At 55.6% G+C, this 24689-nt stretch carries 26 protein-coding genes; 4 read left to right on the top strand and 22 right to left on the bottom strand.

Annotated features, from left to right (window positions below):
- Positions 1 to 30 precede the first annotated feature (30 nt).
- The 4 genes from dnaG to ccpN form a co-directional block, all read right to left on the bottom strand.
- Positions 31 to 1896, bottom strand: coding sequence for a DNA primase (gene dnaG, locus C7459_RS16425; protein ID WP_109690381.1), 1866 nt, complete (start codon positions 1894 to 1896; stop codon positions 31 to 33).
- A 414-nt stretch (positions 1897 to 2310) separates the two neighbouring features.
- Complete coding sequence (gene ppdK, locus C7459_RS16420; protein ID WP_109690380.1) at positions 2311 to 4956, bottom strand: pyruvate, phosphate dikinase; 2646 nt, start codon at positions 4954 to 4956, stop codon at positions 2311 to 2313.
- Between the two features lie 2 nt (positions 4957 to 4958).
- Positions 4959 to 5777: a pyruvate, water dikinase regulatory protein gene (locus C7459_RS16415; RefSeq protein ID WP_109690379.1), complete on the bottom strand. Its 819-nt coding sequence runs from the start codon at positions 5775 to 5777 to the stop codon at positions 4959 to 4961.
- 16 nt (positions 5778 to 5793) lie between these two features.
- Positions 5794 to 6441 carry a transcriptional regulator CcpN gene (ccpN, locus tag C7459_RS16410; RefSeq protein ID WP_170119506.1) on the bottom strand — a complete coding sequence of 216 codons (648 nt, stop codon included), beginning with the start codon at positions 6439 to 6441 and terminating at the stop codon, positions 5794 to 5796.
- 181 nt (positions 6442 to 6622) lie between these two features.
- Between ccpN and C7459_RS16405 the strand changes: the two genes are divergently transcribed.
- Together C7459_RS16405 and lgt are read left to right on the top strand one after the other, a co-directional pair.
- Positions 6623 to 7042 carry an EamA family transporter gene (locus C7459_RS16405; RefSeq protein ID WP_109690378.1) on the top strand — a complete coding sequence of 140 codons (420 nt, stop codon included), beginning with the start codon at positions 6623 to 6625 and terminating at the stop codon, positions 7040 to 7042.
- 70 nt (positions 7043 to 7112) lie between these two features.
- A complete protein-coding gene (gene lgt, locus C7459_RS16400) occupies positions 7113 to 7919 on the top strand; it encodes a prolipoprotein diacylglyceryl transferase (RefSeq protein WP_109690377.1) in 807 nt (268 codons plus the stop codon).
- Positions 7920 to 7982: 63 nt separating this feature from the next.
- Here lgt and C7459_RS16395 read toward each other — a convergent pair whose 3' ends face one another.
- The 14 genes from C7459_RS16395 to C7459_RS16330 form a co-directional block, all read right to left on the bottom strand.
- Complete coding sequence (locus C7459_RS16395) at positions 7983 to 8480, bottom strand: DUF4342 domain-containing protein (RefSeq protein ID WP_109690376.1); 498 nt, start codon at positions 8478 to 8480, stop codon at positions 7983 to 7985.
- 23 nt (positions 8481 to 8503) lie between these two features.
- On the bottom strand, positions 8504 to 9259 hold the full coding sequence (recO, locus tag C7459_RS16390) for a DNA repair protein RecO (protein ID WP_109690375.1): 756 nt from the start codon (positions 9257 to 9259) through the stop codon (positions 8504 to 8506).
- Positions 9260 to 9280: 21 nt separating this feature from the next.
- Positions 9281 to 9436, bottom strand: coding sequence for a YqzL family protein (locus tag C7459_RS16385; protein WP_109690374.1), 156 nt, complete (start codon positions 9434 to 9436; stop codon positions 9281 to 9283).
- 122 nt (positions 9437 to 9558) lie between these two features.
- Positions 9559 to 10494 carry a GTPase Era gene (gene era, locus C7459_RS16380; RefSeq protein WP_109690373.1) on the bottom strand — a complete coding sequence of 312 codons (936 nt, stop codon included), beginning with the start codon at positions 10492 to 10494 and terminating at the stop codon, positions 9559 to 9561.
- Positions 10466 to 10906, bottom strand: coding sequence for a cytidine deaminase (locus tag C7459_RS16375; protein ID WP_484419086.1), 441 nt, complete (start codon positions 10904 to 10906; stop codon positions 10466 to 10468). The genes era and C7459_RS16375 overlap by 29 nt, the downstream gene beginning before the upstream one ends.
- Positions 10899 to 11393 carry a diacylglycerol kinase gene (locus C7459_RS16370; RefSeq protein WP_109690371.1) on the bottom strand — a complete coding sequence of 165 codons (495 nt, stop codon included), beginning with the start codon at positions 11391 to 11393 and terminating at the stop codon, positions 10899 to 10901. Before C7459_RS16370 ends, C7459_RS16375 begins: the two co-directional genes overlap by 8 nt.
- A complete protein-coding gene (ybeY, locus tag C7459_RS16365) occupies positions 11390 to 11896 on the bottom strand; it encodes an rRNA maturation RNase YbeY (protein ID WP_109690370.1) in 507 nt (168 codons plus the stop codon). The genes C7459_RS16370 and ybeY overlap by 4 nt, the downstream gene beginning before the upstream one ends.
- 23 nt (positions 11897 to 11919) lie before the next feature.
- Entirely contained in the window at positions 11920 to 14013 is a 2094-nt protein-coding gene (locus tag C7459_RS16360) for an HD family phosphohydrolase (protein WP_109690369.1), read from the bottom strand.
- A gap of 52 nt (positions 14014 to 14065) precedes the next feature.
- Positions 14066 to 15031 (bottom strand): PhoH family protein, encoded by a 966-nt coding sequence (locus tag C7459_RS16355; RefSeq protein WP_245884594.1) that lies wholly within the window; start codon positions 15029 to 15031, stop codon positions 14066 to 14068.
- 48 nt (positions 15032 to 15079) lie between these two features.
- Positions 15080 to 16297: a sporulation protein YqfD gene (gene yqfD, locus C7459_RS16350; protein ID WP_109690368.1), complete on the bottom strand. Its 1218-nt coding sequence runs from the start codon at positions 16295 to 16297 to the stop codon at positions 15080 to 15082.
- 33 nt (positions 16298 to 16330) lie between these two features.
- Positions 16331 to 16612 (bottom strand): sporulation protein YqfC, encoded by a 282-nt coding sequence (gene yqfC / locus C7459_RS16345; protein ID WP_245884593.1) that lies wholly within the window; start codon positions 16610 to 16612, stop codon positions 16331 to 16333.
- A 109-nt stretch (positions 16613 to 16721) separates the two neighbouring features.
- Positions 16722 to 17165, bottom strand: coding sequence for a GatB/YqeY domain-containing protein (locus C7459_RS16340; RefSeq protein WP_109690367.1), 444 nt, complete (start codon positions 17163 to 17165; stop codon positions 16722 to 16724).
- Positions 17166 to 17182: 17 nt separating this feature from the next.
- Positions 17183 to 17362: a 30S ribosomal protein S21 gene (rpsU, locus tag C7459_RS16335; protein ID WP_109690366.1), complete on the bottom strand. Its 180-nt coding sequence runs from the start codon at positions 17360 to 17362 to the stop codon at positions 17183 to 17185.
- Between the two features lie 247 nt (positions 17363 to 17609).
- On the bottom strand, positions 17610 to 18818 hold the full coding sequence (locus C7459_RS16330; RefSeq protein ID WP_109690365.1) for a class I SAM-dependent rRNA methyltransferase: 1209 nt from the start codon (positions 18816 to 18818) through the stop codon (positions 17610 to 17612).
- Between the two features lie 59 nt (positions 18819 to 18877).
- Here C7459_RS16330 and C7459_RS16325 point away from each other — a divergent pair, with 59 nt between their 5' ends.
- Positions 18878 to 19816 carry a Na/Pi cotransporter family protein gene (locus tag C7459_RS16325; RefSeq protein WP_109690364.1) on the top strand — a complete coding sequence of 313 codons (939 nt, stop codon included), beginning with the start codon at positions 18878 to 18880 and terminating at the stop codon, positions 19814 to 19816.
- Between the two features lie 60 nt (positions 19817 to 19876).
- On the opposite strand, the gene deoC is transcribed toward C7459_RS16325, so the two are convergent.
- Positions 19877 to 20635 carry a deoxyribose-phosphate aldolase gene (gene deoC, locus C7459_RS16320; protein ID WP_109690363.1) on the bottom strand — a complete coding sequence of 253 codons (759 nt, stop codon included), beginning with the start codon at positions 20633 to 20635 and terminating at the stop codon, positions 19877 to 19879.
- Positions 20636 to 20828: 193 nt separating this feature from the next.
- On the opposite strand from deoC, the gene C7459_RS16315 reads away from it, so the two are divergent.
- Positions 20829 to 21461, top strand: coding sequence for a hypothetical protein (locus tag C7459_RS16315; RefSeq protein WP_109690362.1), 633 nt, complete (start codon positions 20829 to 20831; stop codon positions 21459 to 21461).
- A 92-nt stretch (positions 21462 to 21553) separates the two neighbouring features.
- On the opposite strand, the gene mtaB is transcribed toward C7459_RS16315, so the two are convergent.
- From mtaB to prmA, 3 genes are read right to left on the bottom strand one after another with little or no spacing between them, the layout of a single operon-like run.
- On the bottom strand, positions 21554 to 22933 hold the full coding sequence (mtaB, locus tag C7459_RS16310) for a tRNA (N(6)-L-threonylcarbamoyladenosine(37)-C(2))-methylthiotransferase MtaB (RefSeq protein ID WP_109690361.1): 1380 nt from the start codon (positions 22931 to 22933) through the stop codon (positions 21554 to 21556).
- Positions 22934 to 22940: 7 nt separating this feature from the next.
- Positions 22941 to 23684 carry a 16S rRNA (uracil(1498)-N(3))-methyltransferase gene (locus tag C7459_RS16305; protein ID WP_109690360.1) on the bottom strand — a complete coding sequence of 248 codons (744 nt, stop codon included), beginning with the start codon at positions 23682 to 23684 and terminating at the stop codon, positions 22941 to 22943.
- A 25-nt stretch (positions 23685 to 23709) separates the two neighbouring features.
- On the bottom strand, positions 23710 to 24645 hold the full coding sequence (prmA, locus tag C7459_RS16300) for a 50S ribosomal protein L11 methyltransferase (protein ID WP_109690359.1): 936 nt from the start codon (positions 24643 to 24645) through the stop codon (positions 23710 to 23712).
- Positions 24646 to 24689 lie beyond the last annotated feature (44 nt).

Here is a 24689-nt window from a genome sequence, read left to right as displayed (position 1 = left end):
CTTCCCCTAAGGAGTAATGACTGCTATTGTTCATTGGGTTGTTGCGTTCTTCAGGGCTGAGATGAGGGCCTGTATACGTTTCACTTCGTCACTTGCTACCCTCATTCCTTCCCAGTCCATTCGATTCCCACATTCGATATACTGGTGTTCGAAACGCTTCAACTCGCGCTCCAGCTGAAATACCCGGATGCGCTGAATATATTCTTCAACAAATTCAGGACGTCTGTCCAGCTCGTCAGCCTTGAGCAGGAGCGTTGTCGTCAACTTCACCAGCTCGCGGTCTTCGAGTCCTGAAATGAACAGTTGAGGTTGGGCTCGCTCATGTTCCGCGTAGAACGCGTACAGGTGGGCGGCGAGCACCATGTGTTCATCCACAGAAAATTCGTCAGCAAGCTCGTCTTGAACTTGTCTTGCTACCCCTTCATCGATTAACATATGAGTAAGGAGTATGCGTTCAGCTACGATGTTTGCAGGCAATGGTGTAGAGGCTCTGTTGCCAGATCTGGCAACGCTCATTCCATCCGCATTATTTCTATTAGTATTCCACTTCCTGTCAGGTTTATCCCCAGCGGGGGCGCTTTTCTTCGCTAGCCTGACCTCCTGATCGAGCGCGTCAACCGACACGCCAAACTCATCGGAGAGCTCCTTGAGTTGCTTTTCCAGCTCCATCGGTGAGGAGACATCTGTGAGAACCGTTTGGATCACCGCTTTGAGGTAATCCTCCCGTCCGACATCGGTGGAGAGGTTGTAATCCTTGCGCATCGAGAGTATGCGGAAGGTTGTCATCGAAGAAGCATTGTCTTGTATCGCACGGACGAATGCGTCCTTGCCATATTTTTTCAGAAAGTCGTCCGGGTCGAGCCCTTCCGGCAGTGTGGCGACCCGCGTCTTCACATCGGCGTCCTTGACCACCTCTGCGGAGCGAAGTGCGGCCTTCTGACCCGCTGCGTCACCGTCGAACATCATCACGATCTCCTGCACGTTGCGTTGCAAGAGCCGCACATGATCGTTCGTCAGCGCCGTTCCGAGCACGGCGACCACGTTCTGCACACCCGCCTGGTACGCGGCGATCACATCCATGTAACCTTCGAGGACGAGGACTCGACCCTCGGAGCGCATCGTGGAGCGCGCGCGGTGTAGGTTGTAAAGATGCCGACCTTTGTGGAACAGCGGCGTCTCCGGCGAGTTCAGATACTTCGGTCCAGAGTCCTTCGAGAGCACCCGTCCGCCAAAGCCGATCACATGACCCTGGGCGTCGTGGATGGGATACATCACACGGTGACGAAATTTATCGAAGTATCTCCCCTTACCATTCTGCGCTTCTGACAATAACCCTGCTTCGAACAATAACTCTTCCGCAAATCCCCGCTTGAGCAGAAATTTGCGCAACACATCCCAAGCATCAGGCGCATACCCAAGTTGGAACGCCTCGATGGTGATGCGGGAGATCCCACGTTCTTCCAGATAGCGAAGCCCAAGTTTGCCGTGCTCGGTGTTCATCAGGATGTGGTTGTAATACTTAGCTGCAAGTTCATGGGCGCGTAGCATCTCCTTGCGCCGCTTGTACTCGGGAGATTCGACATCCTCCATCTCTTCGGCTGGCAGCGCGATGTTCGCCCGTTGGGCCAACCGCTCAACTGCCTCTTGGAACGTGATCCCTTCCTTTTCAATCAGAAAAGTGAAGAGGTTGCCGCTCGCTGAGCAACCGAAGCAATGGTACAGTTGCTTGTCTTGAGTTACATGAAACGACGGGGACTTTTCGTTGTGAAACGGACAGAGTCCTGCATACGATCCCCGGCCCGATTTCTTCAGTCCAACATATTCCCCGATGACGTCCACAATGTCGAAGTGTTGGCGTACTCGTTCCACAATCTCATCCGGAATCCGCCTTCTCAACTGGTCATCACCCTTTAAACGAGATCGGTCACAAACCGAGTACGGTAGATATTCGCCAACGTTCTACAATATCCTTCTGCAACCGCGACACATTTTTGCAGGGCAATACACCCGTCAGATCAAGCATCGTACATATTCTACGATCCTTACCGAATTCCTTCTACAAATTTTACACTAGGACATAATTCGACAAATAGCATTTGCGTTCCTGTGTCAAATACGTCCCTAGTATAGACCCTCGGGTCCACAAATATTCCGTTCTCTAGCGCATTTGGTTCTGTTTGTCAAGATCGTTTACCCGTGTTCCCTTATATGTACGCTCCTGTTTGGAAAAAATCCTTCTTTGCACATAACGTTCACAAATTAGGAAAAACCCCTGCTTGCAACGCAGGGGTTTTTCTGATTTCTAGATGCCTAGTGGGCATGTCGAATCGTAGATTGTGCGGCCGCCAATCGGGCGATCGGCACGCGGAACGGTGAGCAGGACACATAGTCCAAGCCTGTACGGTAGCAGAAATCGATCGAGTGTTTCTCCCCGCCGTGCTCGCCGCAGATGCCCAGTTTCAGGCCGGGCTTCACGGTGCGGCCTTTCTCGGTCGCCAGCTTCACCAGCTGCCCGACACCGTCCTGATCGAGGACTTGGAACGGATTGTCGGCGAGCAGTTTGCTTTGCAGGTAGTGTTGCAGGAACTTGCCTTCCGCATCGTCGCGCGAGAAACCAAACGTCGTCTGCGTCAAGTCATTTGTACCAAAGGAGAAGAAGTCCGCCTCCTGTGCAATCTCATCGGCGGTCAACGCAGCACGCGGAATCTCGATCATCGTGCCGACGAGGAACTCAAACTTGTGCCCGGTCTCTTCCATGACCATCTCAGCGGTCTGGAGCACCAAGTGGCGCATCTCCTTCAACTCGTTGACGTGACCGACCAGCGGAATCATCACTTCCGGGATCGCATCGACACCTTCCGCCTTCAACTGGGCGGTCGCTTGGAAGATCGCCCGCACCTGCATCGCGTAGATCTCCGGGAACGTGATGCCGAGACGGCAACCGCGATGTCCGAGCATCGGGTTGAACTCGTGCAAGGCACGGACTTTGCGGATCAGCGATTCCTTGGCACGGATCGTGCGGCGTTCGACGTCCTCTTGCAGGCGCAGTTTGGTCAGTTCCACGACCAAGTCTTCCAGATTCGGCAAAAACTCATGCAGCGGCGGGTCGAGCAGGCGAATCGTCACCGGCAGGCCTTCCATGCTGCGCAGGATGCCTTCGAAGTCCTGCTGTTGCATCGGCAACAGTTTGTCAAGCGCTTCCATCCGTTCCTCAAACGTCTCGGCGAGGATCATCTCCTGAACGATCGGCACGCGCTCCGCCGCCATGAACATGTGCTCCGTGCGGCAGAGACCGACGCCTTGGGCACCGAATTCACGCGCTTTGGCAGCATCCTCTGGGTTGTCGGCGTTGGCGCGCACATCGAGACGGCGCACCTCATCCGCCCACCCGAGCAACTGTTGGAATTCCGGCGACAGTTCCGGGTCGATCAACGGCACATCGCCGAGGATCACTCGACCGGTTCCGCCGTCGATGGAGAGCAAGTCACCTTCGCGAAGTGTAACGTCGCGGACGGTGACTTTTTTCCCCTCAAGGTCGATGCGCAAATCTTCACAGCCGCAGATGCAAGGTTTGCCCATCCCCCGTGCAACGACAGCCGCATGCGAAGTCATCCCACCACGCGTGGTCAGGATGCCCTGTGCCGCCACGATGCCGTGGATGTCGTCTGGGGTGGTCTCCGGGCGCACGAGGATGACCTGACGCCCATCCCCCGCCCACTTGTCGGCAAGGTCCGCGTCAAATACGATCACACCGCTCGCCGCCCCTGGCGAGGCCGGCAGACCGGTCGCGATGACGTTGAGCTTGGCCGTGGCGTCGATGCGACGGTGCAACAGTTGGTCAAGCGCTTCCGGGTCGACGCGCATCAAGGCCTCCTGTTGCGAGATGACGCCCTCGCTACAGAGATCGACGGCCACTTTGACAGCGGCGTGTGCAGTGCGCTTGCCATTGCGGGTCTGCAGGATGTAGAGTTTGCCGCGCTCGACCGTGAATTCGATGTCCTGCAAGTCTTGATAGTGCTGCTCCAGACGTTCGCAGATCGCCTCGAACTCTCCATAAACTTCTGGCAGGACGTTCTGCAAGGCGCTGATCGGCTGTGGAGTACGAATGCCAGCCACGACATCCTCCCCTTGCGCGTTGATCAGAAACTCGCCGTAAAGTACGCGTTCACCAGTCGACGGATTGCGCGTGAACGCAACCCCAGTGCCGGAATCCTCGCCCAAGTTGCCAAACACCATCGACTGCACGTTGACAGCCGTGCCGAGGTGGTCAGGGATCTTGTTGATGCGGCGGTAGACGATGGCGCGCTGGTTGTTCCAAGAGGCGAATACCGCTTGGATCGAGAGTCGCAGTTGCTCCTGCGGGTCTTGCGGGAATTCAGAGCGTGTCTCCTTGATGACGAGTTTCTTGTAGCGCTCGATGATCGCTTTCCAATCATCGGCGGTCAGGTCAGGATCGTGTTCGACGCCACGGTCATGCTTGACGTCCTCGAGGATCTGTTCGAAGTAGTAGTGGTCGATCCCCAGTACGACATCCCCAAACATCTGCAGGAAGCGGCGGTAGCAGTCGTAGGCGAAACGGGCGTTGCCCGTCAAAACAGCCAAGCCTTCCACCGTCTGGTCGTTCAAGCCCAGGTTGAGGACGGTGTCCATCATGCCCGGCATCGAGAATACGGAACCAGAGCGTACCGAGACCAGCAAAGGATTGGCCGGGTCGCCAAACTTTTTCTGCGTGCGCTGTTCCAGGTCGGTCAGCGCGGAGGCGATCTCAGCAAGCATGTCGGCTGACAGTTCACGGCCGTTCACGTGGTACTGGTTGCAAGCTTCTGTGGAGATCGTGAAGCCCTCCGGCACCGGCAGTCCTGCGCGCGTCATCTCCGCGAGATTGGCACCCTTGCCGCCTAACAGTTCCTTCATCCCTGCATTTCCTTCGTCAAAAAGGTAGACAAATTTGCTCATCGTTACCCGCGACCTCCCCGTTTGATGATGTCCATAATGATGCTGGCCGTTTCTTCGACCGCTTTATTCGAGACGTTTATCACTGGGCAACCGATTTTCTTCATGATCTTTTCGGCGTACTCAAGTTCGGAGAGGATGCGTTCATGTGCCGCATAGTTGGCTTGTGAGCGCAACCCAAGCGCTTTCAAGCGTTCGGTGCGGATCAGGTTCAGTTCGTCCGGCGAGATCGTCAGCCCGATCACTTTGCGCGGGTTGACTTCAAAAAGCTCCTCCGGCGGTGTCACTTCAGGTACGAGCGGGACGTTGGCTGCCTTCAATCGCTTGTGGGCGAGGAACATCGAGAGCGGTGTCTTCGAGGTTCGCGAGACCCCGATCAACACGACATCCGCACGCAGCAGACCGCGCGGGTCCTTGCCATCGTCATACTTGACGGCGAATTCAATCGCTTCGACGCGGCGGAAGTACTCGTCGTCCAACTGGTGGACGAGGCCCGGCAGATTTTTCGGACTCTGGTTGTTGATCTTGGAGAACGCTTGGATCATCGGACCGAGGATGTCGACGGCGATCACGCCTTGTTCCGTAGCTTCGCGCAACAACGCCTCGCGCATCTCCGGCAACACCAGCGTGAAGCCGACGAGTGCGTTGGCTTCCTTGGCCGCTTGAATCACTTCGCGAATCGGCTCGATGTCATCGACATAGGAGATCCGGCGAATCTCGACGCGTCCACCGTTGAACTGACTAGCTGCGGCTCGGACAACAAATTCGGCGGTTTCACCAACGGAATCAGATACTACATACACAATCGGGAGCGGTGCGGTCATGGGTTGTCGCCTCCTCCTACACTTCTCGGTTGTCGCCAAGTTCTACAAAGACTTTGGCGATGGTCGTCTTGGTAAAGCGGCCGATCACTTCAAAATTGCGCCCCGTCTCATCAAGCGGACGCACCACCGGACAGGAGTCGATCTGGAAATCGATCAGCTTCTTGGCGGCGTCATACACGCTGTCGTCACCGGTCACCGTCACGATGTTCGGCATCCGGGTCATCGCAAGCGACACGGGCACTTCGCGGGTGTCTTGGTTGCCAATCGCTACTTTCAGCAAATCCTTGCGCGAGACGACGCCGGTCAGCAGACCTTTGTCACGCACGACGAAAATACTGCCGACGTCTTCCATAAACATCATCACAATCGCGTCGTACACCGACGTGTTCTCCGTGACGACGATCGGCACGGCCTTGTATTCGCGCACCAGCATCTTGCGGAACTGGTCGCCAAAGATCTGGCCCGTCTTTTTCCCTGCGTAAAAATAGCCTACACGCGGTCGTGCTTCGAGAAAGCCCGCCATCGTGAGGATCGCGAGGTCCGGGCGCAACGTCGCCCGCGTCAGGCCGAGTTGATCGGCGATGTGTTCCCCGGTGATCGGGCCTTCCTCACGGACGATAGCCAAGATCTGCTGTTGTCGTTTTGATAGTTCGATGGTGCACACCACCTTTGCCTACTACTTATTGTGACATACTGATAAGTTCGAATGAGCTATATAGTATATACTATATCGCAGTTCACTCAATCCTGCCATGCCTACCCCTGCCATTTTCACAAAAAAATTCATTTCCCCGCGCTTGCTTGGGCATACCAAGAAATAAACATCGCAATGGGAGGGATTTCTCATGAGTTGGTTGGTCATGGCCCTGTTGTCTGCTGCCTTCGCCTCGCTGGTCGCCATCCTCGGCAAAATCGGCATGAGCGAGGTGGACAGCAACTTGGCGACGGCGATCCGCGCCGTGGTGATGGCAGGGGCATCGGTGATTTTTGTCGCGTTCACCGGGTCGCTCGGCCAGATCAAGACGGTCGATTTCAAGGCCTTGCTGTTCATTCTCTTCTCTGGGCTCGCCGGGGCGGCGTCGTGGATGTTTTACTTCGGCGCGTTGCGACTGGCACCTGCTTCCAAAGTCGCACCGATCGACCGCCTGAGCGTGGTGTTCACGCTGATCCTCGCCGCGCTCTTCTTAAAGGAAAAGATCAGTTTCGGCATCGTCGCAGGTTGTGTGTTGATCGTTGCGGGGTCGATCCTGATCGCGCGCGCCTGAGACACCTTTCCTTCTCGTCCAAGGTTCGCTACAATGGTAGCAATCACCTTAGACTCAGGGAGGTATCACATTGCATCAGATTTTGTTTCAAATCGGCAGCTTTGAAGTGCGTTCATACGGCACGATCGTAGCATTTGCAATCTTGCTCGCGGCGGGCCTGACGATGTACATGGCCAAGCAAGCGGGCAAGTACGAAGACCACGTGCTCAGCCTCGTCGTCTGGGCGATCCTTGGTTCGATCATCGGCGCACGACTCTGGCAAGTGCTCTTTTTCGAATGGCACTACTACTCCCAACATCTCAGCGAGATGTTCGCGATCTGGAACGGCGGCATGTCGATTCAGGGCGGCTTAGTCGGCGGCTTCGTCGGCGGCGGGCTGTATACCTACTTTAACAAAATCAACTTCTGGGAGTTCGCTGACCTCGCAGCCCCTGGCGTCATCCTCGGACAGGCTGTCGGGCGGATCGCTTGCTTGATGAACGGCGATGCCTTCGGTTCTCCGACCGACAGCGGGTTCGGTCTGGTCTATCCGCCCGGCACGTATGCCTACGACGTGTACGGCAGCCAACCGCTCTGGCCCGCCGAAGTCTGGGAAGGCCAGTGGGACCTCGTCGTGCTTGCCTTGCTGTTCATCCTCAAGATGCGCAAGTTCCCGACCGGCTACTTGTTCCTGTTCTACAACATCCTCTATTCGTTCGGCCGCTTGATGCTTGAATTCCTGCGCGGCGATACCGACCGCTTTGCCGGCCTCACCGCCGCCCAGTGGACCTCGTTCGTCGTCATCGCACTCGCGCTGGTGCTCATGCTGTACTTCCGCATTCGTCCGGTACAATCAAGTGAACCGCCGGAGGAAAAAGCCACACCCAACCCAGTCTAAAGCAGCATCTACGCAAAAAAAGGAGCCATCCGCAGATCGCGGGTGGCTCCTTTTTCCTCGTGCTTAGTGCTGCACCGTCTGGAGTTCGCAAGGGGTCGCGACCACTTCTTCGTGGTGGACGTTCATCACGCCGGGCGCGTGGCCAGTGTTGACTTCCCGTCCGGTGCTGCTCGGCTGGCGCTTGTCCCAGACGAGGACGTACTTGCCAGCCATCGCTGCGACCGTGGCGGCTAACGTCACGTAGGGGAACAACATCGCGGTGACTGCGCCTACTGCGGTCGGGATCGTCAACACCGTGCGACCCCCCTTCATCACACGTATCTTGGTGGTCTGTCCACTGCGGACAAGGTCTTGGATCTTGTCCCACAAGTCGTGGCCCATCACCGTCATCCGCTCCTCGACCTGTTCCATCAGATCCGGCTTGCCATCGGTGCTCTCCATCTCAATCAGCGCCTGTACCACGTTGCCGTTGTTGCGCTCCAGCACAGCGCAGGCTGCCGCATAGCTGATGTCGCAACGCTGGCGCAGGATATCGATCTTCTCAAGCGTCGGCTGTGCCATTTTGTTCACCACTCCTCACAAGGCTAGAAATCGAGTTCGTATTTGTGAAGCTGATCCAAAAAGGCTCGCGTGCGCAATTGAACGCCGCTGTATTCGTCGTAGTACTGACGCAAGACTTTGTTCATCTGACGCCGGACGTCCTCTCCGACATTGATCTCACCTAAGCGGCGCACGTCCATCGCTTGAAACGTTTGCAAAAGCCGCAACGTCGCAGGCTTGATCCAGATCGCACGCTCATCAGATGCTTGACAATCGCTACACAAGGGGCCGCCCTTGATGATGCTAAAGCGAATCGTCGTCTCCACAGGTTGTCCACAGTTCGCACAATGGAACAGGTCGGGACGAATTCCTGCAAAATCGAGCATCTTCACTTCGGTCAACCGCATCAGGACTTCCGGGTCCTTGTCGTCCGCGAGGTATGATAGCAACGTCAGCGCAAGCAGGAAGATCCCCGCCGACGGTTCGCGTTCTTCTGTAAATCGATCGATGAGTTCCATCATATACGATGCGTAGGCGGTCTTGAACAAGTCCTCGCGAATCTTGCGAAAGGAATCGATCAGATCAGCTTGTGCCACGGTTCCCATCCCCCGCTCACTGATCATGAGCAGGTAGGTGCCGTATGTAAAAGGCTGGGAGATCGAACCAAGTTGGCTGGACGGCTTTTTGGCACCGCGTGCCATCACGGCGATCTTCCCATACGTTGGAGTGAGGAGCGTTAGGATCTTGTGGCTCTCTCCATAGTCGATCGTCCGCAAGACGAGGGCATCTACTTTTTTCATGGAGTTGCCACCGTTCGCTCCTTACTCCGCCACCGGTTCCCCTTCCGAATGGTTGAGGACCGGCTCTGCATCTTCGGAGCTGCTGCAGGAGTTGCAAATCGTTTGATGCTCTTTATAGAGTAAGTAGGCATCAATCTCACCTGTACTTTCGAAATATCGCCACGAGAAATCACGCATGCAGCTCATCCCTTTCGTTCCAAAGTGAGGGTGCCAAACAGTGTAACCCTAGAGTTCGCAATCCGTCCCTACCCTATACTATGGAATTGCTTGGAGTTCTGCGCCGAATGCGTGCCAGTGGCTTACTCTTCGGAGAAGCCAAAGTTGCGCAACATGTGCTCGCGGTTACGCCAGTCTTCCTTGACTTTTACCCACAGTTCAAGGTACACCTTGGAGCCCATCAGACGCTCGATGTCATGGCGAGCGAGTTGTCCAATTTTCTTGAGCAGCGCCCCTTGCTTGCCGATGATGATCGCCTTCTGCGTCTCGCGCTCCGTGTAGATGGCAGCATAGACGACCAGCATGTCCTTCTCTTCGCGGAATTGCATGCGCTCGATCTCGACAGCGATCGAGTGCGGCACTTCTTCACGCGTGTGGTGCAGGCACTTCTCACGGATCAATTCTGCGATGATAAAACGCTCCGGATGGTCGGTGACCATATCCGGCGGGTAGTAATATGGACCTTCCGGCAAGCGGTCCATCAGGTTGTCGACGAGGCGGTCGACGTTGTCGCCCGTCTTCGCCGAGATCGGAATGATTTCGGCAAACGGGTAGTCGTCTTTGTACGACGAGATGATGCCGAGCAGGGTGTTTTTTTCCACGATGTCGACCTTGTTGATCAACAGATAGACCGGGGTGTCTTTGACTTTTTTCAGGATTTCGATGATGTACTCATCACCTGCGCCCTTGGGCATCGTCGCGTCGACGATGAACAGCACCGCCTCGACGCCATTGAGCGTGTCGATCGCCGTTCTGACCATCTGCTCACCGAGTTTGTGCTTCGGCTTGTGAATGCCAGGGGTGTCCATGAAGATGATCTGGCCCTCTTCGCGGGTCAGCACGCCATGAATCCGGTTGCGGGTGGTCTGCGGCTTGTCAGACATGATCGCGACTTTCTGGCCGATCATGAAGTTCATCAGGGTCGATTTACCGACGTTCGGACGGCCGATGATGGCGACAAATCCTGAGTGTGTTTGTTGGCTGGTGGTATTATCCGTTTGCTTTGTTGACTGACTCATCGAGATCCTCCTTTAGAAAAGCAAAGGGCAGCAATTCGCCCACAGTGGTTTCAAGTACATCGTTTTTGAGATTGGTCAACGTGACCGGGGTTTCTGGTGAGCAGAACTCCGCCATCACTTGGCGGCACATGCCGCACGGTGAGACAGGGCCATCGGTGTCGGCGATGACCGCGATGTGCTTAATGGTAGGCTTCCCTTCTGAGACCGCTTTAAATATCGCGGTGCGCTCTGCACAGTTGGAGAGGCCATAGGAAGCGTTTTCGATGTTGCAGCCGCTGATGACGCGCCCGTCGTCGAGGAGCAACGCCGCTCCGACCGGGAACTTCGAGTACGGAACATAGGCGTTCTCTCGAGCAGAGCGTGCGCGGTCGATCAATTGATGTCGTTCCATGTGGTTCACCTCATTATGTATGGTTGCGCTTGAAGCGCAGGTAGGCCCGCCAGGAGATCAGAAGCAACACCAGCAACCCCAGCGGGATAAAAGCGACGTAGACCGCCATCCCCCCTGTCGCATCCCAATGCCGTAGATGTAGCGGAACAATTTTGTCTGCGAAGACAAAAAAACCGACTATCACCGCATGACCTGCCGTCAGGAGGACGGCGGCCGCCGCCACGTCTTTGGCAGTCTTGGCAAGCGGGTGATAGTCGCGGGTGACCAAGTCGACCACAGCCTCGATCGCTGTGTTGAACAACTCGGCAGCCACCACGAGTACGATTGAGAAAAACAACAGGATGATCTCCGTCTTGGACAGATCGAGGAACAGCGCCAAGATCATCGCGAGAAATGCTACCCCGAAGTGGATGCGCATGTTGCGCTGGGTGTTCAGCGTATGCATCATGCCTTCGATCGCGTAGGAGAAGCTCTTCAGCAATTTCTGGATGCCAGACAATTGGGTCACCCCCGCGTGAAGCCTGCCGTCTCGAGGATCGCCTCTTGGCGGCTGAACATCTCCTTCTCATCCTCTGGTGTCATGTGGTCATAACCGATCAGATGCAAGAAGCCGTGCACGGCGAGAAACGCCAATTCGCGCTCGAAGCTGTGCCCGTACTCCTCTGCTTGGCGCTTACAAGTCGGAATCGAGATGATGATATCGCCGAGCGTGGTGTCTTCCTCGACTTCATCCGCTTCGTCGAAATGGATCTCCATCTCGTCGTCCTCGCCCTCTTGCATCGCAAATGACAAGACATCTGTCGGAGCGTCCTTGCCCCGGTACGTTTTGTTCAATTCCTGGATCGCTTCGTCATCGACCAGCGATACCACCACTTCCCCAGCGGCAATTTCTTCGTAGCGGGCTGCGGCGCGAATCGCTTGGGTCAGCAGTTCTTCCACGTGAAAAGCGAACTCTTCGCCGTGCTCGTCGACGACTTCGACGATGATTCTCTCGATGTTCTCTTCGGACATGGGGTCGTCTCCTTCAAGGTAGGTTAGTTCGATTTCGGAAGTTCCGGGTACTCGATACGCGCGTGATAGACTCCGTTGAGCGTACGCAGGAATGCATCGCTGACTTTGTCGAGGTCCTTGAGCGTCAAGTTGCACTCATCAAGTTGCCCGTCGTTGAGACGGTCCTTGACGATCTTGTGGATCACCGATTCGATGCGGTTCGGTGTCGGGCGGTTCATGGCGCGCACCGCCGCTTCGACCGCGTCACAGAGCATGACGATCGCCGCTTCCTTCGACTGCGGCTTCGGGCCTGGATAGCGGAAGTCATCCGGCGAGATCGAGCCGCTTTTGTCCTGCTCCAGCGCTTTGTTGTAGAAATACCAGAGGATCGTCGTCCCGTGATGCTGTTCGCAGATGTCGCGAATCGGCTTCGGCAAGCGGGCTTCCTCCTGCATCTCCAACCCGTCGCGCACGTGCGAAGTGATGATCAGGTGTGAAAGTGTCGGTGCGATCTTGTCATGCGGGTTGTCCTTCGACATCTGGTTCTCGATGAAGAACAGCGGACGCTTCATCTTGCCAACGTCGTGGAAGTAGGCCCCGACACGGCAGATCAAGGCGTCTGCTCCGACCCGCTCCGCCGCTGCTTCCGCCAAGTTGCCGACGATAAGCGAGTGATGGTACGTGCCCGGTGCCTCCATAAGCAGCTTTTTCAACAGCGGGTGGTTCGGGTTGGACAGCTCCAGCAACGAGATCGGAGTGAGGATGCCAAATGTGCTCTCGAGGAACGGCAATACGCCGATCGTAACGACCGCGGAGAAGACACCGTTGATGATCCCGTACAACAACGATTGCAGATACTGCGTCAACTCACTGCCCGTCGAGGAGGTTAGCGCCTGCATCGCGGAGATCGTCACGAGGTTGATTCCGGCGATCAGGAAGCCCGCCCGCATGATCACGAGACGATGCTTGACTCGCGATACGGCAAAGGCCCCGACCAAACCGCCGATGAACGACGCAAACACATACTGAAACGCCAAGTCAAACGCCACGCCCGTCAAGAGCGCAAACAGGAACGACAGCATGATGCCCAATTGCATGTCGAACAGAATCGTTATTAACATCGTGCCCATCGCAATCGGAGTCAGATACCCGATGTTCGGGAATCCCAAGGGGAGGAACAGCGTGATCGTCTTGATACCTAAGGCGGTCAGCAACACGATGATGCTCCCACAGAGTAGCAACAGGTTGTTGCGCGCCAACTTGTGACGGGTCATCTCCAGGTAGGATGCGAAGCAGAGCATCCAGAGCAGGATGCAACCAGCGAACCCGAAGTACATCCGGTAGTTCGGACGCTTCGAGAGCAGCTTCAAGTCTTCTAGCTTGGAGAGTTTCTCTTCGTCGATGCGCTCGCCTTGCTTGACGATGATCTCACCTTTGTTGATCTGCACCGGCATCGTGCTCTGCGCCGCATCCTCCCGCTTTTTGGAGGTCGCTTCTTGGTCGTAGATCATGTTCGGGCGGATGATCGGTTGCACGAACTCCTTGACGATCAGCCGGCCTTCGCGATCGAGATCTGAGTAAGCCAATTGCGCGTCGAGCTTGGAGCCGGTGTTCGGCAGGTTGTCATCGGTGATGTTCTCCGAGTAGAGCTTCTGCGTGACGCGGGCCGCTTCTTTTTTGTAGGAGGAGATCGTGTCGGGGCTTTGCTCCAGCAGTTTGATCAACGTCTCATCAGAGACGGTGATCGGTGGATGCAGCGCTTTAAATGCCGCCAACTTGTCGCTTGCCGCAGGATCGGCCGCGACTTTTTTCACGTAGTCGAGGAAGATGTTGATGCTCTGGTAGACCTTTTCCTCGACTTCGAAGTCCTTGTTGAACTGAGGCCCCACTTCCTTGCGGGCCTCATCGCGCAACCGTTTCGTCACCTGCGTGTCGAGCGCATCGGTCGGGGCCTTGATCGTTTTCTCCGCCACAGAGCCGACGTCGTAATTAAAACGCTCAGGCAACACGTTGCCGAGGAAGAGAAAATAGAGCAAGGCCGAGAGGACGACGTAGATCGAGAGCCGGAGCGAACGGCTCTGCCGCAGTTCCGGACTCAGTGTGATCTGGCGGATATGTTTCAGCAGATTGCTCCTCATAACTAGTTCGTCTCCTTACAGTCAGCCTCTCCCCTGAAACTCAGGGCTGTAGTTACGCTTCGGCGTTCAAGTCATACGCCTGGATGATTTTCTGGACGAGGTGGTGACGGACCACGTCTTGCTCGGTGAGGAAGATCAGCGAGATGTCCTCAACATTTTGCAACACGCGAAGCGCGTGGTTCAACCCGGATTGCTTGCCACGCGGCAAGTCGATCTGGGTCACGTCGCCTGTGACGACCATCTTGGACCCGAAGCCCAGACGAGTCAGGAACATCTTCATCTGTTCCTGGGTGGTATTCTGCGCTTCGTCCAAGATCACGTAGCAATCCTCAAGTGTCCGACCCCGCATGTAGGCGAGCGGTGCGACTTCGATCAGACCGCGCTCCATGTACTTCGTGGTGGTCTCTTGTCCCAGCACATCGTACAGCGAATCATAGAGCGGGCGCAGATACGGATCGACCTTCTCCTGCAAGTCACCCGGCAGGAAGCCGAGGTTCTCCCCCGCTTCGACGGCGGGGCGGGTCAGGACGATGCGTTTCACTTCGTTTTTCTTGAGCGCTTGGACGGCCATGACGACCGCGAGATAGGTTTTCCCGGTACCTGCCGGACCGACGCCGAACACGATGTCGCGCTTTTTGATCGCACGTATGTAGTCGCGTTGGCCGAGTGTCTTGATCCGAATCGACTTGCCCTTGAACGTGGTGGCAATCTCCTCCGAATACAGCTCAAGCAGTTCCTCCGCAGCACCTTGCTTCGCCAGCTTGATCGCGTAGGCGATGTCGCGTTCCTTGACTTGTTGCCCCTTGCGTATCAGCTTCAGCAGCGTGTCGAAAAGCGACTCGAGCGTTTCCAACTCCTCCGCGTCGCCGCTCAGCGTCACTTCGACGCCGCGCGCGTGAATCTTCGCGGCAAACTCTGCCTCGATCTGCTTCATGTAGGCATCGTGCGGCCCGAACAAAAGCGTCGCTTCGTGGTTATCCTTCAGTACGAGTTTTTTGGTGACCCATTGTTTGTCCAATTGAGGATCCCACTCCTTCTGCTGAATACGTTCTATATAGAATACCCGTTATTGTTTCGTCTTAGCGTCTGGCTCCGCTGGTGCTTGAGGTGTAAAACTTTGCGGGCGGCCGATGTCCTCAATCGCCTTATTCAGGATGCGTATCTCTAACTTACCATCTTTCAATTCTCGACGCAAAACATTTTGACTCTCCACCGTACCGTTTTTTCCCAATTGAGTGAGCACATCCGCCTTGGCGAACGCTTGCGCCAACTCGACGGCCTCCGCTTCGGTCAACGTTGTTTTCTCGGTTTGCGATTCTTGGTAGAGCGCATGACGGTACTGGATCGGGAAGGTAAAACTGCCGATCGTCAGCGCTTTGTCGTCGTTGTGCGTCTCCATTTCTTGGAATGGGATCTGTCCATAGCCCCAGATCTGCACGGGGTGCCCCCAGAAGGTCAGGAAGTGTTTCTCGACGGCGTTGCCCGTGTAGACCTTGCTCTGTGCTTCCAGCGGCACCTCGAGGTCGGTGCGGTACCAAGTTTCCGCCTTGACCATGCCGGTGGCGTGAACGTTCTTGGTGCCGTTGTTCAGACTGCCGTTGATCAAGACTTGCCCGACTTGTACCACTTGACCGCGCACGACGGCCGCTTTGCCTTTGTGTACAAAAATCTCCTTGATCGTGGAGTGCTTCGTGGAGACGATGTTCTGCGGGTCGGTCGGCTGCGGGGTGGTGCCAGGGATTTTGTCCACCGCTTGGATCGTGACTTTCGTGCCTTGCACTTTCACCCCGACAAACGCCAACTCGGGCATTTTGTCGAGCAGTTGTCCCTGTAGAATGTCCGTATCTGGCAGTTTGTCTTTCCAAGCCCAGCGGTGGAGACCGACCTCCTTGGCGACTTCCTGTACGGTTTCCGGTGACACCCGTTTGAGGTCACCGACCACTTCGACGTTCCAGACCATCGAAGTCAACACATAGAACGAGATGAGAAACGTGAGGGCGCCCGCGAGGAAGAACTTCCTCCTCCACGCGCGCCACGCCAGAAACGGAAGTCCCAGTTTGCGTTCAAAGTGAATCCGCGTGCCGGTTTCCCGCAGGATGTGACGCAAGCGCTTCACATCATCGCGATGCATCCGCAGGCGAAAGGTGTCCTCCTGCGTCTGGCGGATCTCCCAGAACATGATCCCAGAGGCGGTCGCCCGGTTTATCAACTCCGGGACCCGCGCACCGTTCACGCTCAGCACTACATAGCCTCGCCAAAAATCCAAAAGCCATCTTCCGAGCATGATCCGATCCTCCTGTTGCGATTCGTCGTAAGTTTAGTCTAGGTATTTAATGCCGCTGATGCTCCCCTCGATGACCACCTCGGTCGGGAAGATCTGCTTGATTACGAGTTCCTTGCCGTTGACGTGCAAGTGGCCTTCCGACAGGGCGAGGCGTAAGAGGTCATCGCGAAACTCCACGATGCCCCGGTAGTTCTCCACGTACAGCTGCAAGCCACCGATGAGGGTGATACGCGGCACATCCAACACCGAATCCTTTGGTACATCCAGCATTTCGGCTGCCATTTTCTTCACGCGTTGCCGCCAAGAAGCGCGCACTGATGTCACCCTCCTTTGCTTAGAACATATGCGGGTCTTTCCAGTTGTATGGCTTGAGGACAAAAAAAAGACCATGCACTCAGATGAGTACATGGTCTTTTCGCTTTTTCTATTGGAGCTCTTGTGAAACCACTTGGTTCACGAGCTTGCCATCCGCACGGCCTTTTACCTTAGGCATCAGTGCTGACATGACTTTTCCCATGTCAGACTTACCAGTTGCTCCTGTTTCCGCGATGCAGTCCTTGACGATCGCACGGACTTCATCCTCAGACAGTTGCTCCGGGAGGTAGCTGATCAGCACTTGAATCTCTGCGTTCGCATCCTCCACCAGGTCTTGGCGGCCACCAGATATAAAAGCTTGGAGGGAATCGCGACGTTGTTTCAGTTCGCGATTCATGATGGTGATGACGTCCTCATCGGAGAGTTCACGCTTGGCGTCAATCTCGAGATTTTTCATCGCCGTTCGAACCATGCGAATAACCGACAAGCGGACTTTATCCTTGTCCTTCATCGCCTGTTTCATGTCAATGGTAAGACGTTCGGTTAAACTCATGATTCAAAACGTCCTCCTTAGAATTTCTTCTTGTTCTTGCGGGCAGCCTCCGACTTTTTCTTGCGGGCTACGCTGGGCTTGTCGTAATGTTTGCGTTTTTTAACTTCCGCGAGGATGCCATCCTTAGCGGTAGCACGCTTGAAACGACGAAGTGCGCTATCTAAAGATTCATTTTTACGAACCTTGACTTCAGACATCTAATTTCCCTCCCTCCGCCAAGCAACATCAGCCGAGAAGTACACGCGGCAAATAACGAGAATCCGTCAGAGAACATTATAATATACCAAGTAAAACTATGTCAACTGAGGGATCATTGAAGTACCCGGTTATTATAAGCCATTGGCAGAGAAAAGTAAAATCCCTTTCTCTCTTGTTCTCCTATGACACCCGTTTACTTCGACGAGTGCGGAACTTTCTCCTCCCTTACTCGCCACTTTCCAGAAATTAGCGACGGCTTCGAACTTCAAAGATCGCAAATTTGAGATAGTTATTCTCGTCCATCCCATGTAATTTAGGATGATCCTTCCCAGCGCTTCGATATTCCACCAACCGCAAGACTTTTTTCGCGTCAAAGGCCGCTTCCGAAATCGTCTCGAGGAACAGGTCTGGATCGATGTGATAGGAGCAGGAAGCGGTGACGAGGAAGCCCCGTTCCTTGACCAATTTCATCCCGCGCAGGTTGATTTCCTTGTACCCGCGCAAGGCGCCGGTCACGGCGTTTTTGTTTTTGGCAAACGCGGGCGGATCGAGGATGACCACATCCCACTGACGCTTCTCCCGCTCCCACTCGCGCAATTGTTCAAAAGCATCGGCGACGACAAACTCGAAGTCCGCCTTGTCTTCAAATCCGTTGAGTTCGACGTTTTTGATCGCAGTGTCGATCGCATGCTCGGAGATGTCGAGCGTGGTGATGTTGCGCGCGCCAAATGCCGCCGCGTGGACGGTGAAGGAGCCGGTGTGCGAGAAGCACTCCAGCACCGAAGAACCCGGTTCGCCCTCGACGTTCTGCTTGACGAGATCGCGGATCGCCGCACGGTTTTCGCGTTGGTCAAAGAAATAGCCGGTCTTTTGTCCGCCGACGACGTCGACGAGCATTTTCAGACCGTTCTCTTCGATCACGACATCGCCATCGAGTTCGCCGTACAGGAGGCCAGTGCGCTGCTCCAAGCCTTCTAGTTTGCGGACGCTGACATCGCTGCGCTCGTAGATCGCTTTTGGGTTGAGCACTTCCTTCAGCGCGTTCAGGATCAGGTCTTTGCGCACTTCCATGCCCAACGAGAGGATCTGGACGACCAGCACGTCGCCAAACTTGTCCACGACGAGTCCTGGCAGGAAGTCAGCTTCTCCATAGATCAGACGGAACGAATCGGAGTCGACAAAGCGGCTGCGGTAGTGATAACACTCGCGCACTTTGCGGGTGAAAAACGCTTGGTCGATCTCCTCGCCCTGCGTATAGGTCATCACGCGGACGGAGATCTGGGATTTTGGGTTGTAGTAACCGCGCGCGAGGAACAGGCCGCGATAGTCTTGGATCTCGACGATGTCGCCGGGGTTTGCCTTGCCTTCGAGACGTTCGATCTCGTTGTTGAACACCCACGGGTTGCCTGCTTCGAGGCGCATGTTGCGCGTTTTTTTCAATTTGATGAGAGCCATAGATGCATTCTCCTTCGCATACACGTTAATATGTGAGTTTGTCCCTGGAGGTGGAACGTATGCTGTGGAAATCTCTGCTGCTGCTGTGCTTAGGTCTGGGCGGGTTTCTCGCCGGGATGTGGATCATGCGCACAGGTATGGAGCGCATGGCGGTCGATCGATTGCCAGATATCATCAAACGCTTCGTCAAAACGTCCACGCGAGGCTTGCTCACCGGGACGGTCTTGACGGCGTTGATCCATTCGAGCGCAGGTGTCAGCATCATCGCGATCGGGTTGGTCAGCGCAGGGGCGATGACGTTTGCCGACTCGCTCGGGGTCATACTCGGCACCAACATTGGGACAACCGTGACAACCCAAGTCTTGTCTTTTGGCTTGGAGTCACTGATCATCCCGTGTCTGGTGGTCGGGGTGTTGCTGTCGGTGTTTTTGCGTGGCACCTACAAATACATCGGCCTCGCAGTGCTCGGGTTTGCGGCGATCTTCCTCGCGCTGGAATTGATTGAGCGCGCGTTAACGCCGTTGTCAACGATGCCGTGGTTCCGTGATGTGTTGGCATTCTCCTCGCAGAATCCGTTGCTCGGTGTGCTGGCTGGAGCTGTGCTGACCGCGTTGATCACGTCGAGCACGGCGACGACGATGCTGACGATTGTACTGGCCTCGCAAGGGCTGGTGGACTTGCCAGGCGCGATAGCGATCATTCTCGGGAACAACATCGGCACCTGCATCACCTCGATCATCGCAGCTGTCGGCACGCCGCTCAACGCCAAACGAGTGGCGTTGGCACACGTGATTCTGAACGTGCTGGGCGTGGCGGCGTTTCTGCCGTTTGTACATGGACTGGCCGCGATGTGTACATGGGTGAGTCAGGACATCGCGGTACAAGTGGCGACGTCACATCTGCTGTTCAATGTGATCTCCTCGCTTGCGGTCTGGCCGTTCACCAAATGGTTTGCACAGCTGGTGTGCTGGCTGATGCCTGACAAAAAAGCCGCGTGAGCAAGCGCAGGACCTGAAAAGGTTCCTGCGCTTTTTCACGCGCTGTTTGTAGGGCGTGGCTTAGTACGAATCGGTAGAGGTTTGGCCTTGAACGATCGAGACACCCGCGGAGCAGCCGAGGCGGTCAGCTCCTGCTTCCATCACAGCTTGGGCATCGGCGATGGAGCGGATACCACCGGATGCCTTGACACCCGTGTTCGGACCGACGATTGCGCGCATCAGTGCGACATCTGCCGCTGTGGCACCGCCCGTGGAGAAGCCGGTGGACGTTTTCACAAAATCCGCTCCTGCGGCGACGGTGAGCAGGGAAGCGATCGCTTTTTGCTCGTCGGTGAGCAGGGAGGTTTCGATGATCACTTTGGTCAGGGCGTGGCCTTTGACAGCATCGACGACCGCTTTGATCTCTTCGTAGACCGCTTTGAGGTCACCCGCTCGCAGCAGTCCGTTGGAGATGACCATGTCGACTTCGTGTGCACCGTTGGCGACGGCGTTTTTGGCTTCAAACGCTTTGACTTCCGCGGTGTTCGCTCCGAGCGGAAACCCGATGACGGTGCAGACTTTGACATCTGTGCCGGCGAGGTTTTTCGCTGATCGTGCTACATAAATCGGATTGATGCAGACGGAGGCGAACTGGTATTGCTTCGCTTCGGCGCAGAGTTTGTCGATTTGGTCGGGGGTCGCTTCTGGCTTGAGCAGGGTGTGATCGATGATCGATGCAACCTGTTCAAGCGCAATCGAGGTATAGGTGCCAGAGGGTTCATGGGTGAAGCCGATGGCAGCTTGAACGGCCGTGCGGGCGGATTGGATGATCTCTTGCATATGTAATTCCTCCTAGCCTGTCAAAACTTGTCGATTTCCAGAATCGTACTCCACTATAGCATATTTTGCCCAACAGCAGAGCTTAGGAAACTTTTTTTCTCATTTAAGGACTAGGCAACGGTTTTGAGGTCGTGGTAATGTTTCAAGTGTGGAACATTCGTTCTCCATTTGAAAAATTGGGAGGTATTCAGTCATGGCACAACTCCAAGAAGAAATGCACCACATGCTCCGCGCACTCCTCGAACGCACCGAAGTCCAAGGGGCAAAGATCGATGCGATCGAGCAACGCCAGATCGCTTTTGAGCAACGCATGCAAGGGCAAGTCCAGTCTATTCAGCAGGAGGTGTCGGCAATCCGCGGTGAGATGAAGAACTTCGTTACCAAGGATGATATGCAAAATGTCGCGACCAAGGACGACCTGCTGCACTTCGTTACCAAGGATGATCTCAAAAACTTCGCGACCAAGGACGACCTGCTGCACTTCGCCACCAAGGATGATCTCAAAAATGTCGCGACCAAGGACGACCTGCTGCACTTCGCCACCAAGGATGATCTCAAAAATGTCGCGACCAAGGACGACCTGCAAGAGTTCTTCGTAGCCGTGCAGCGTGGGATTCGCGAGACGGTTTTGAACGATCTCGAGGTTTTGGTGGGCGTGGTGTTGGAACATGATGTGGAGGTCCATGAACTTCGTCAGACGGAGGACTTCATCACACACAAGATCTACCAACACGAGGAGGCCATCCACAAGCTCCGCCTCCACAACAATCAACTCTGGAAGCGCTCCAAGCAACACAGCCGCATCATCCACCATCTGCAAAAATAATGCCCTCGTCGCCCCGTCCCTCCTGTCCCCACCTGAGATGAAACTCCATGAAAAAATCCCCCACACAGTCTCCTGTCTGGGGGATTTACTCGTTACAGCATTTCCAATTCCATCGCCCCTGCAAATTGCCCTTCCTCGATCGGAGCTGCTTCCTTCTCCGTGAAGGTCAGTCGCTCCACAAAGGTCCCTTGCGAAACTTGCGGGCCCGCTGCGTCGAGGCGCACAGCGACCACCTCACCCAACAACTCATCGCCACCGTCAAACACGACTTTGATGTAGTTGTCGGTATATCCGATCAATTGCCCGTTCTCCTCGCGCTCCTCCGGAATCACTTCCAGAACTTCGCCCAAGAAGCGAGTCGAGTACTTCACTTGCAACGTATTCGCCAAGTTGATCAGACGCGTCACACGCGCTTCCTTCTCCCGCTCGGTCAGTTGATCCTTGTACTTCGCCGCCGGCGTGAAGTTGCGACGAGAGTACGGGAAGACATGCAGATCGGCAAAATCCTGATCGCGGATGAAGTCATACGTGCCTTCAAAGTCTTCCACCGTCTCGCCTGGGAAGCCGACGATCACGTCCGATGTGATCGCCACATCCCCCAGCGCCCCACGAACTCTGCGCACCGCCTCCGCAAATTGTTCGATCGTGTACTTGCGGTTCATGCGGTCAAGCACGCGGTTCGAGCCAGCCTGCAACGGGATATGCAGGTGACGGACGATTTTTTTCGACTTCGACAGCACGTCGATCATCTTGTCATCGAGCTCCGACGCTTCAATCGACGAGATGCGGATGCGGCGCAAGTCTGGCACTTTTTCCTCCAGATCGCGCAGGAGGTCTGCCAAGTTGTAGTCCTCCAGATCGTCACCATACCCACCGGTGTGAATGCCGGTCAGGACGATCTCGTAGTAGCCCGCCTCTACTAGTTTTTTGGCTTGGCGGATGACGTTCTGCGGGTCGCGGCTGCGAATGAAGCCACGGGAGTACGGGATAATACAGAACGTGCAGAAGTTGTTACATCCTTCCTGAATCTTCAGCGACGCGCGTGTGCGGTCGTTGAAGTATGGCACATCCAGTTCCTCGAACTCACGCTGCTTGCGGACGGAGGAGACGACCTTGAACGGGCTTTTCTCCTCTTGTGCGCGCTCCACATACTGCAAGATCTGTTCGCGACCTTGCGTCCCGATGACGAGGTCAACACCCGGAATCTCCAGAATCTCATCGGGTGCCACCTGTGCATAGCAACCGGTGACGACGATCGTCGCGTCCGGGTTGCGGCGAATCGCGCGGCGAATCATCTGGCGCGATTTTTTGTCCCCGGTGTTTGTGACGGTGCAGGTGTTGATGACATAGCAGTCCGCGATGTCCTCAAACTCCACTTGCGTCCAGCCTGTGCTGCGGAATTGGTGCCAGATCGCTTCGGTATCATACGAGTTGACTTTGCAACCCAATGTGTGAAAAGCAACGGTGCTCATCTGTCGTTCAACCCCCTAACTCACCATAGTGATAGTAGATGCATGTCGCGGCCACAAGTCCGGCCGTTTCGGTGCGCAATATACGAGGCCCCAGCGTGACAGGGAGTGCCCCCTGTGCCAAGGCCATTTCAATTTCTGAATCGGCGATGCCGCCCTCAGGTCCGATCAGCACCCCGATGTGCTTGGCATCAGGATGCTCCGCCAAAACTTCGCGCAAGCCTCGGGCCTTTTCTCCTTCGTAAGGTACGACTACGAGGTCGAATCCGTCAAGAGCGCTCATCAATTGTTTGAAACTCATCGGTTCCCCAATCGACGGGATCAGGTTGCGGTGCGCTTGTTCTGCCGCTTCCTTGGCGATTTTCTGCCAGCGTTCACGGCGTTTCTGTTCTTTTTTGGCATCATATTGAACAACACAGCGCGCCATGTCCAGCGGGATGAAGCGGTTGATGCCGACTTCAGTTCCTTTTTGGACAATCAACTCCATTTTATCACCTTTGGGCAGGCCCTGCGCCAAGGTAATTTTTACGTTCGATTCCGGCGACTGGGTGAGAATCTCCACGATCTTGCCTTGCACGGAGGTATCGCCAAGGTCGGTGAGTTGCACGCGGTAGGCATGCCCGAGGCCGTCACAGACGATGACCTCCTCCCCGGCTTCCATGCGCATGACGCGGACGATGTGCTTGACATCATCGCCCGTGATCGAGACTCGCGAATCGGTGATCGCGCTGGGTTCTACAAAATAACGCTGCACGCAGGACCCCTCCTTTTTCTGAAAGTTACGCCAGTTTCGCGACAAAGGCGACCCAGTCATCCTCGGTGTGTTTGTCGACGATGCGGAAGCCTTGGGCCTCCAGTTCGGTGCGGACGAGATCCGCTTTTTCCTTGATGATCCCAGAGGTGATGAACGTGCCCTGCGGCTTCAGCACGTCACGAGCCGATGCAACCATCAGCAGGATGATCTCGGCGAGAATGTTGGCGACTACGATGTCGAACTTCTCGTCTACGCCCTTGAGCAGGTCGTTCGCACGGACGGTGATCTGCTCTGATACTTGGTTCAATTCCACGTTCTCCTGCGCCACTTGCACGGCGACAGGGTCAAGGTCGAGTGCCAACACCTGTCCGGCGCCCAATTTTGCACAGGCGATGGAGAGGATACCCGTCCCACACCCAACGTCGACCAGTGTATCGCCCGGCTGGATGATCTTGTCCAACACGCGGATGCACAGGTTGGTCGTCGGGTGTGTGCCCGTGCCAAACGCCATGCCCGGATCGAGTTCAATCAGCACTTCGCCCTCACGCGGGGTGTATTCCTCCCACGTTGGCTTGATCGTCAGGCGGTCGGTCACTTGCACCGGGTGGTAGTACTTTTTCCACTCGTTCGCCCATTCTTCCTCATCGGCGATCCGCACTTCGACGTTGACGTGACCTGGGTCGATGCCGAGTTCCTGCAAACCACGAATTTCAGCAGCGATCTGTTCCTTCATCGCTTCCTGCCAGATCTCCACTGCGACATACGCCTTCACGCGCACGCCCGATTCCGGAAAATCGGCCGGGTTCAGCCCGTAGATTTCGCCGTAGCGGTCCTCCCACGTGCGGGTCAAGTCGTTGCTGTCCTCCAGCACAACTCCATTCGCTCCGAAGCGCTCAAAAATCGCTGAGACGGCTTCCACCGCTTCCTCTGTGGTCAGCACTTGCACTTCCGCCCACTGCATATATGTACCCCCTTGGGTGATCGTAGACTTTTTTGACATGCAAA

Source organism: Tumebacillus permanentifrigoris (assembly GCF_003148565.1).
In the GTDB taxonomy this organism is placed as follows: domain Bacteria; phylum Bacillota; class Bacilli; order Tumebacillales; family Tumebacillaceae; genus Tumebacillus; species Tumebacillus permanentifrigoris.
The sequence above is the reverse complement of the archived record's forward strand: the minus strand, read 5'-3'. Positions and strand labels throughout refer to the sequence as shown.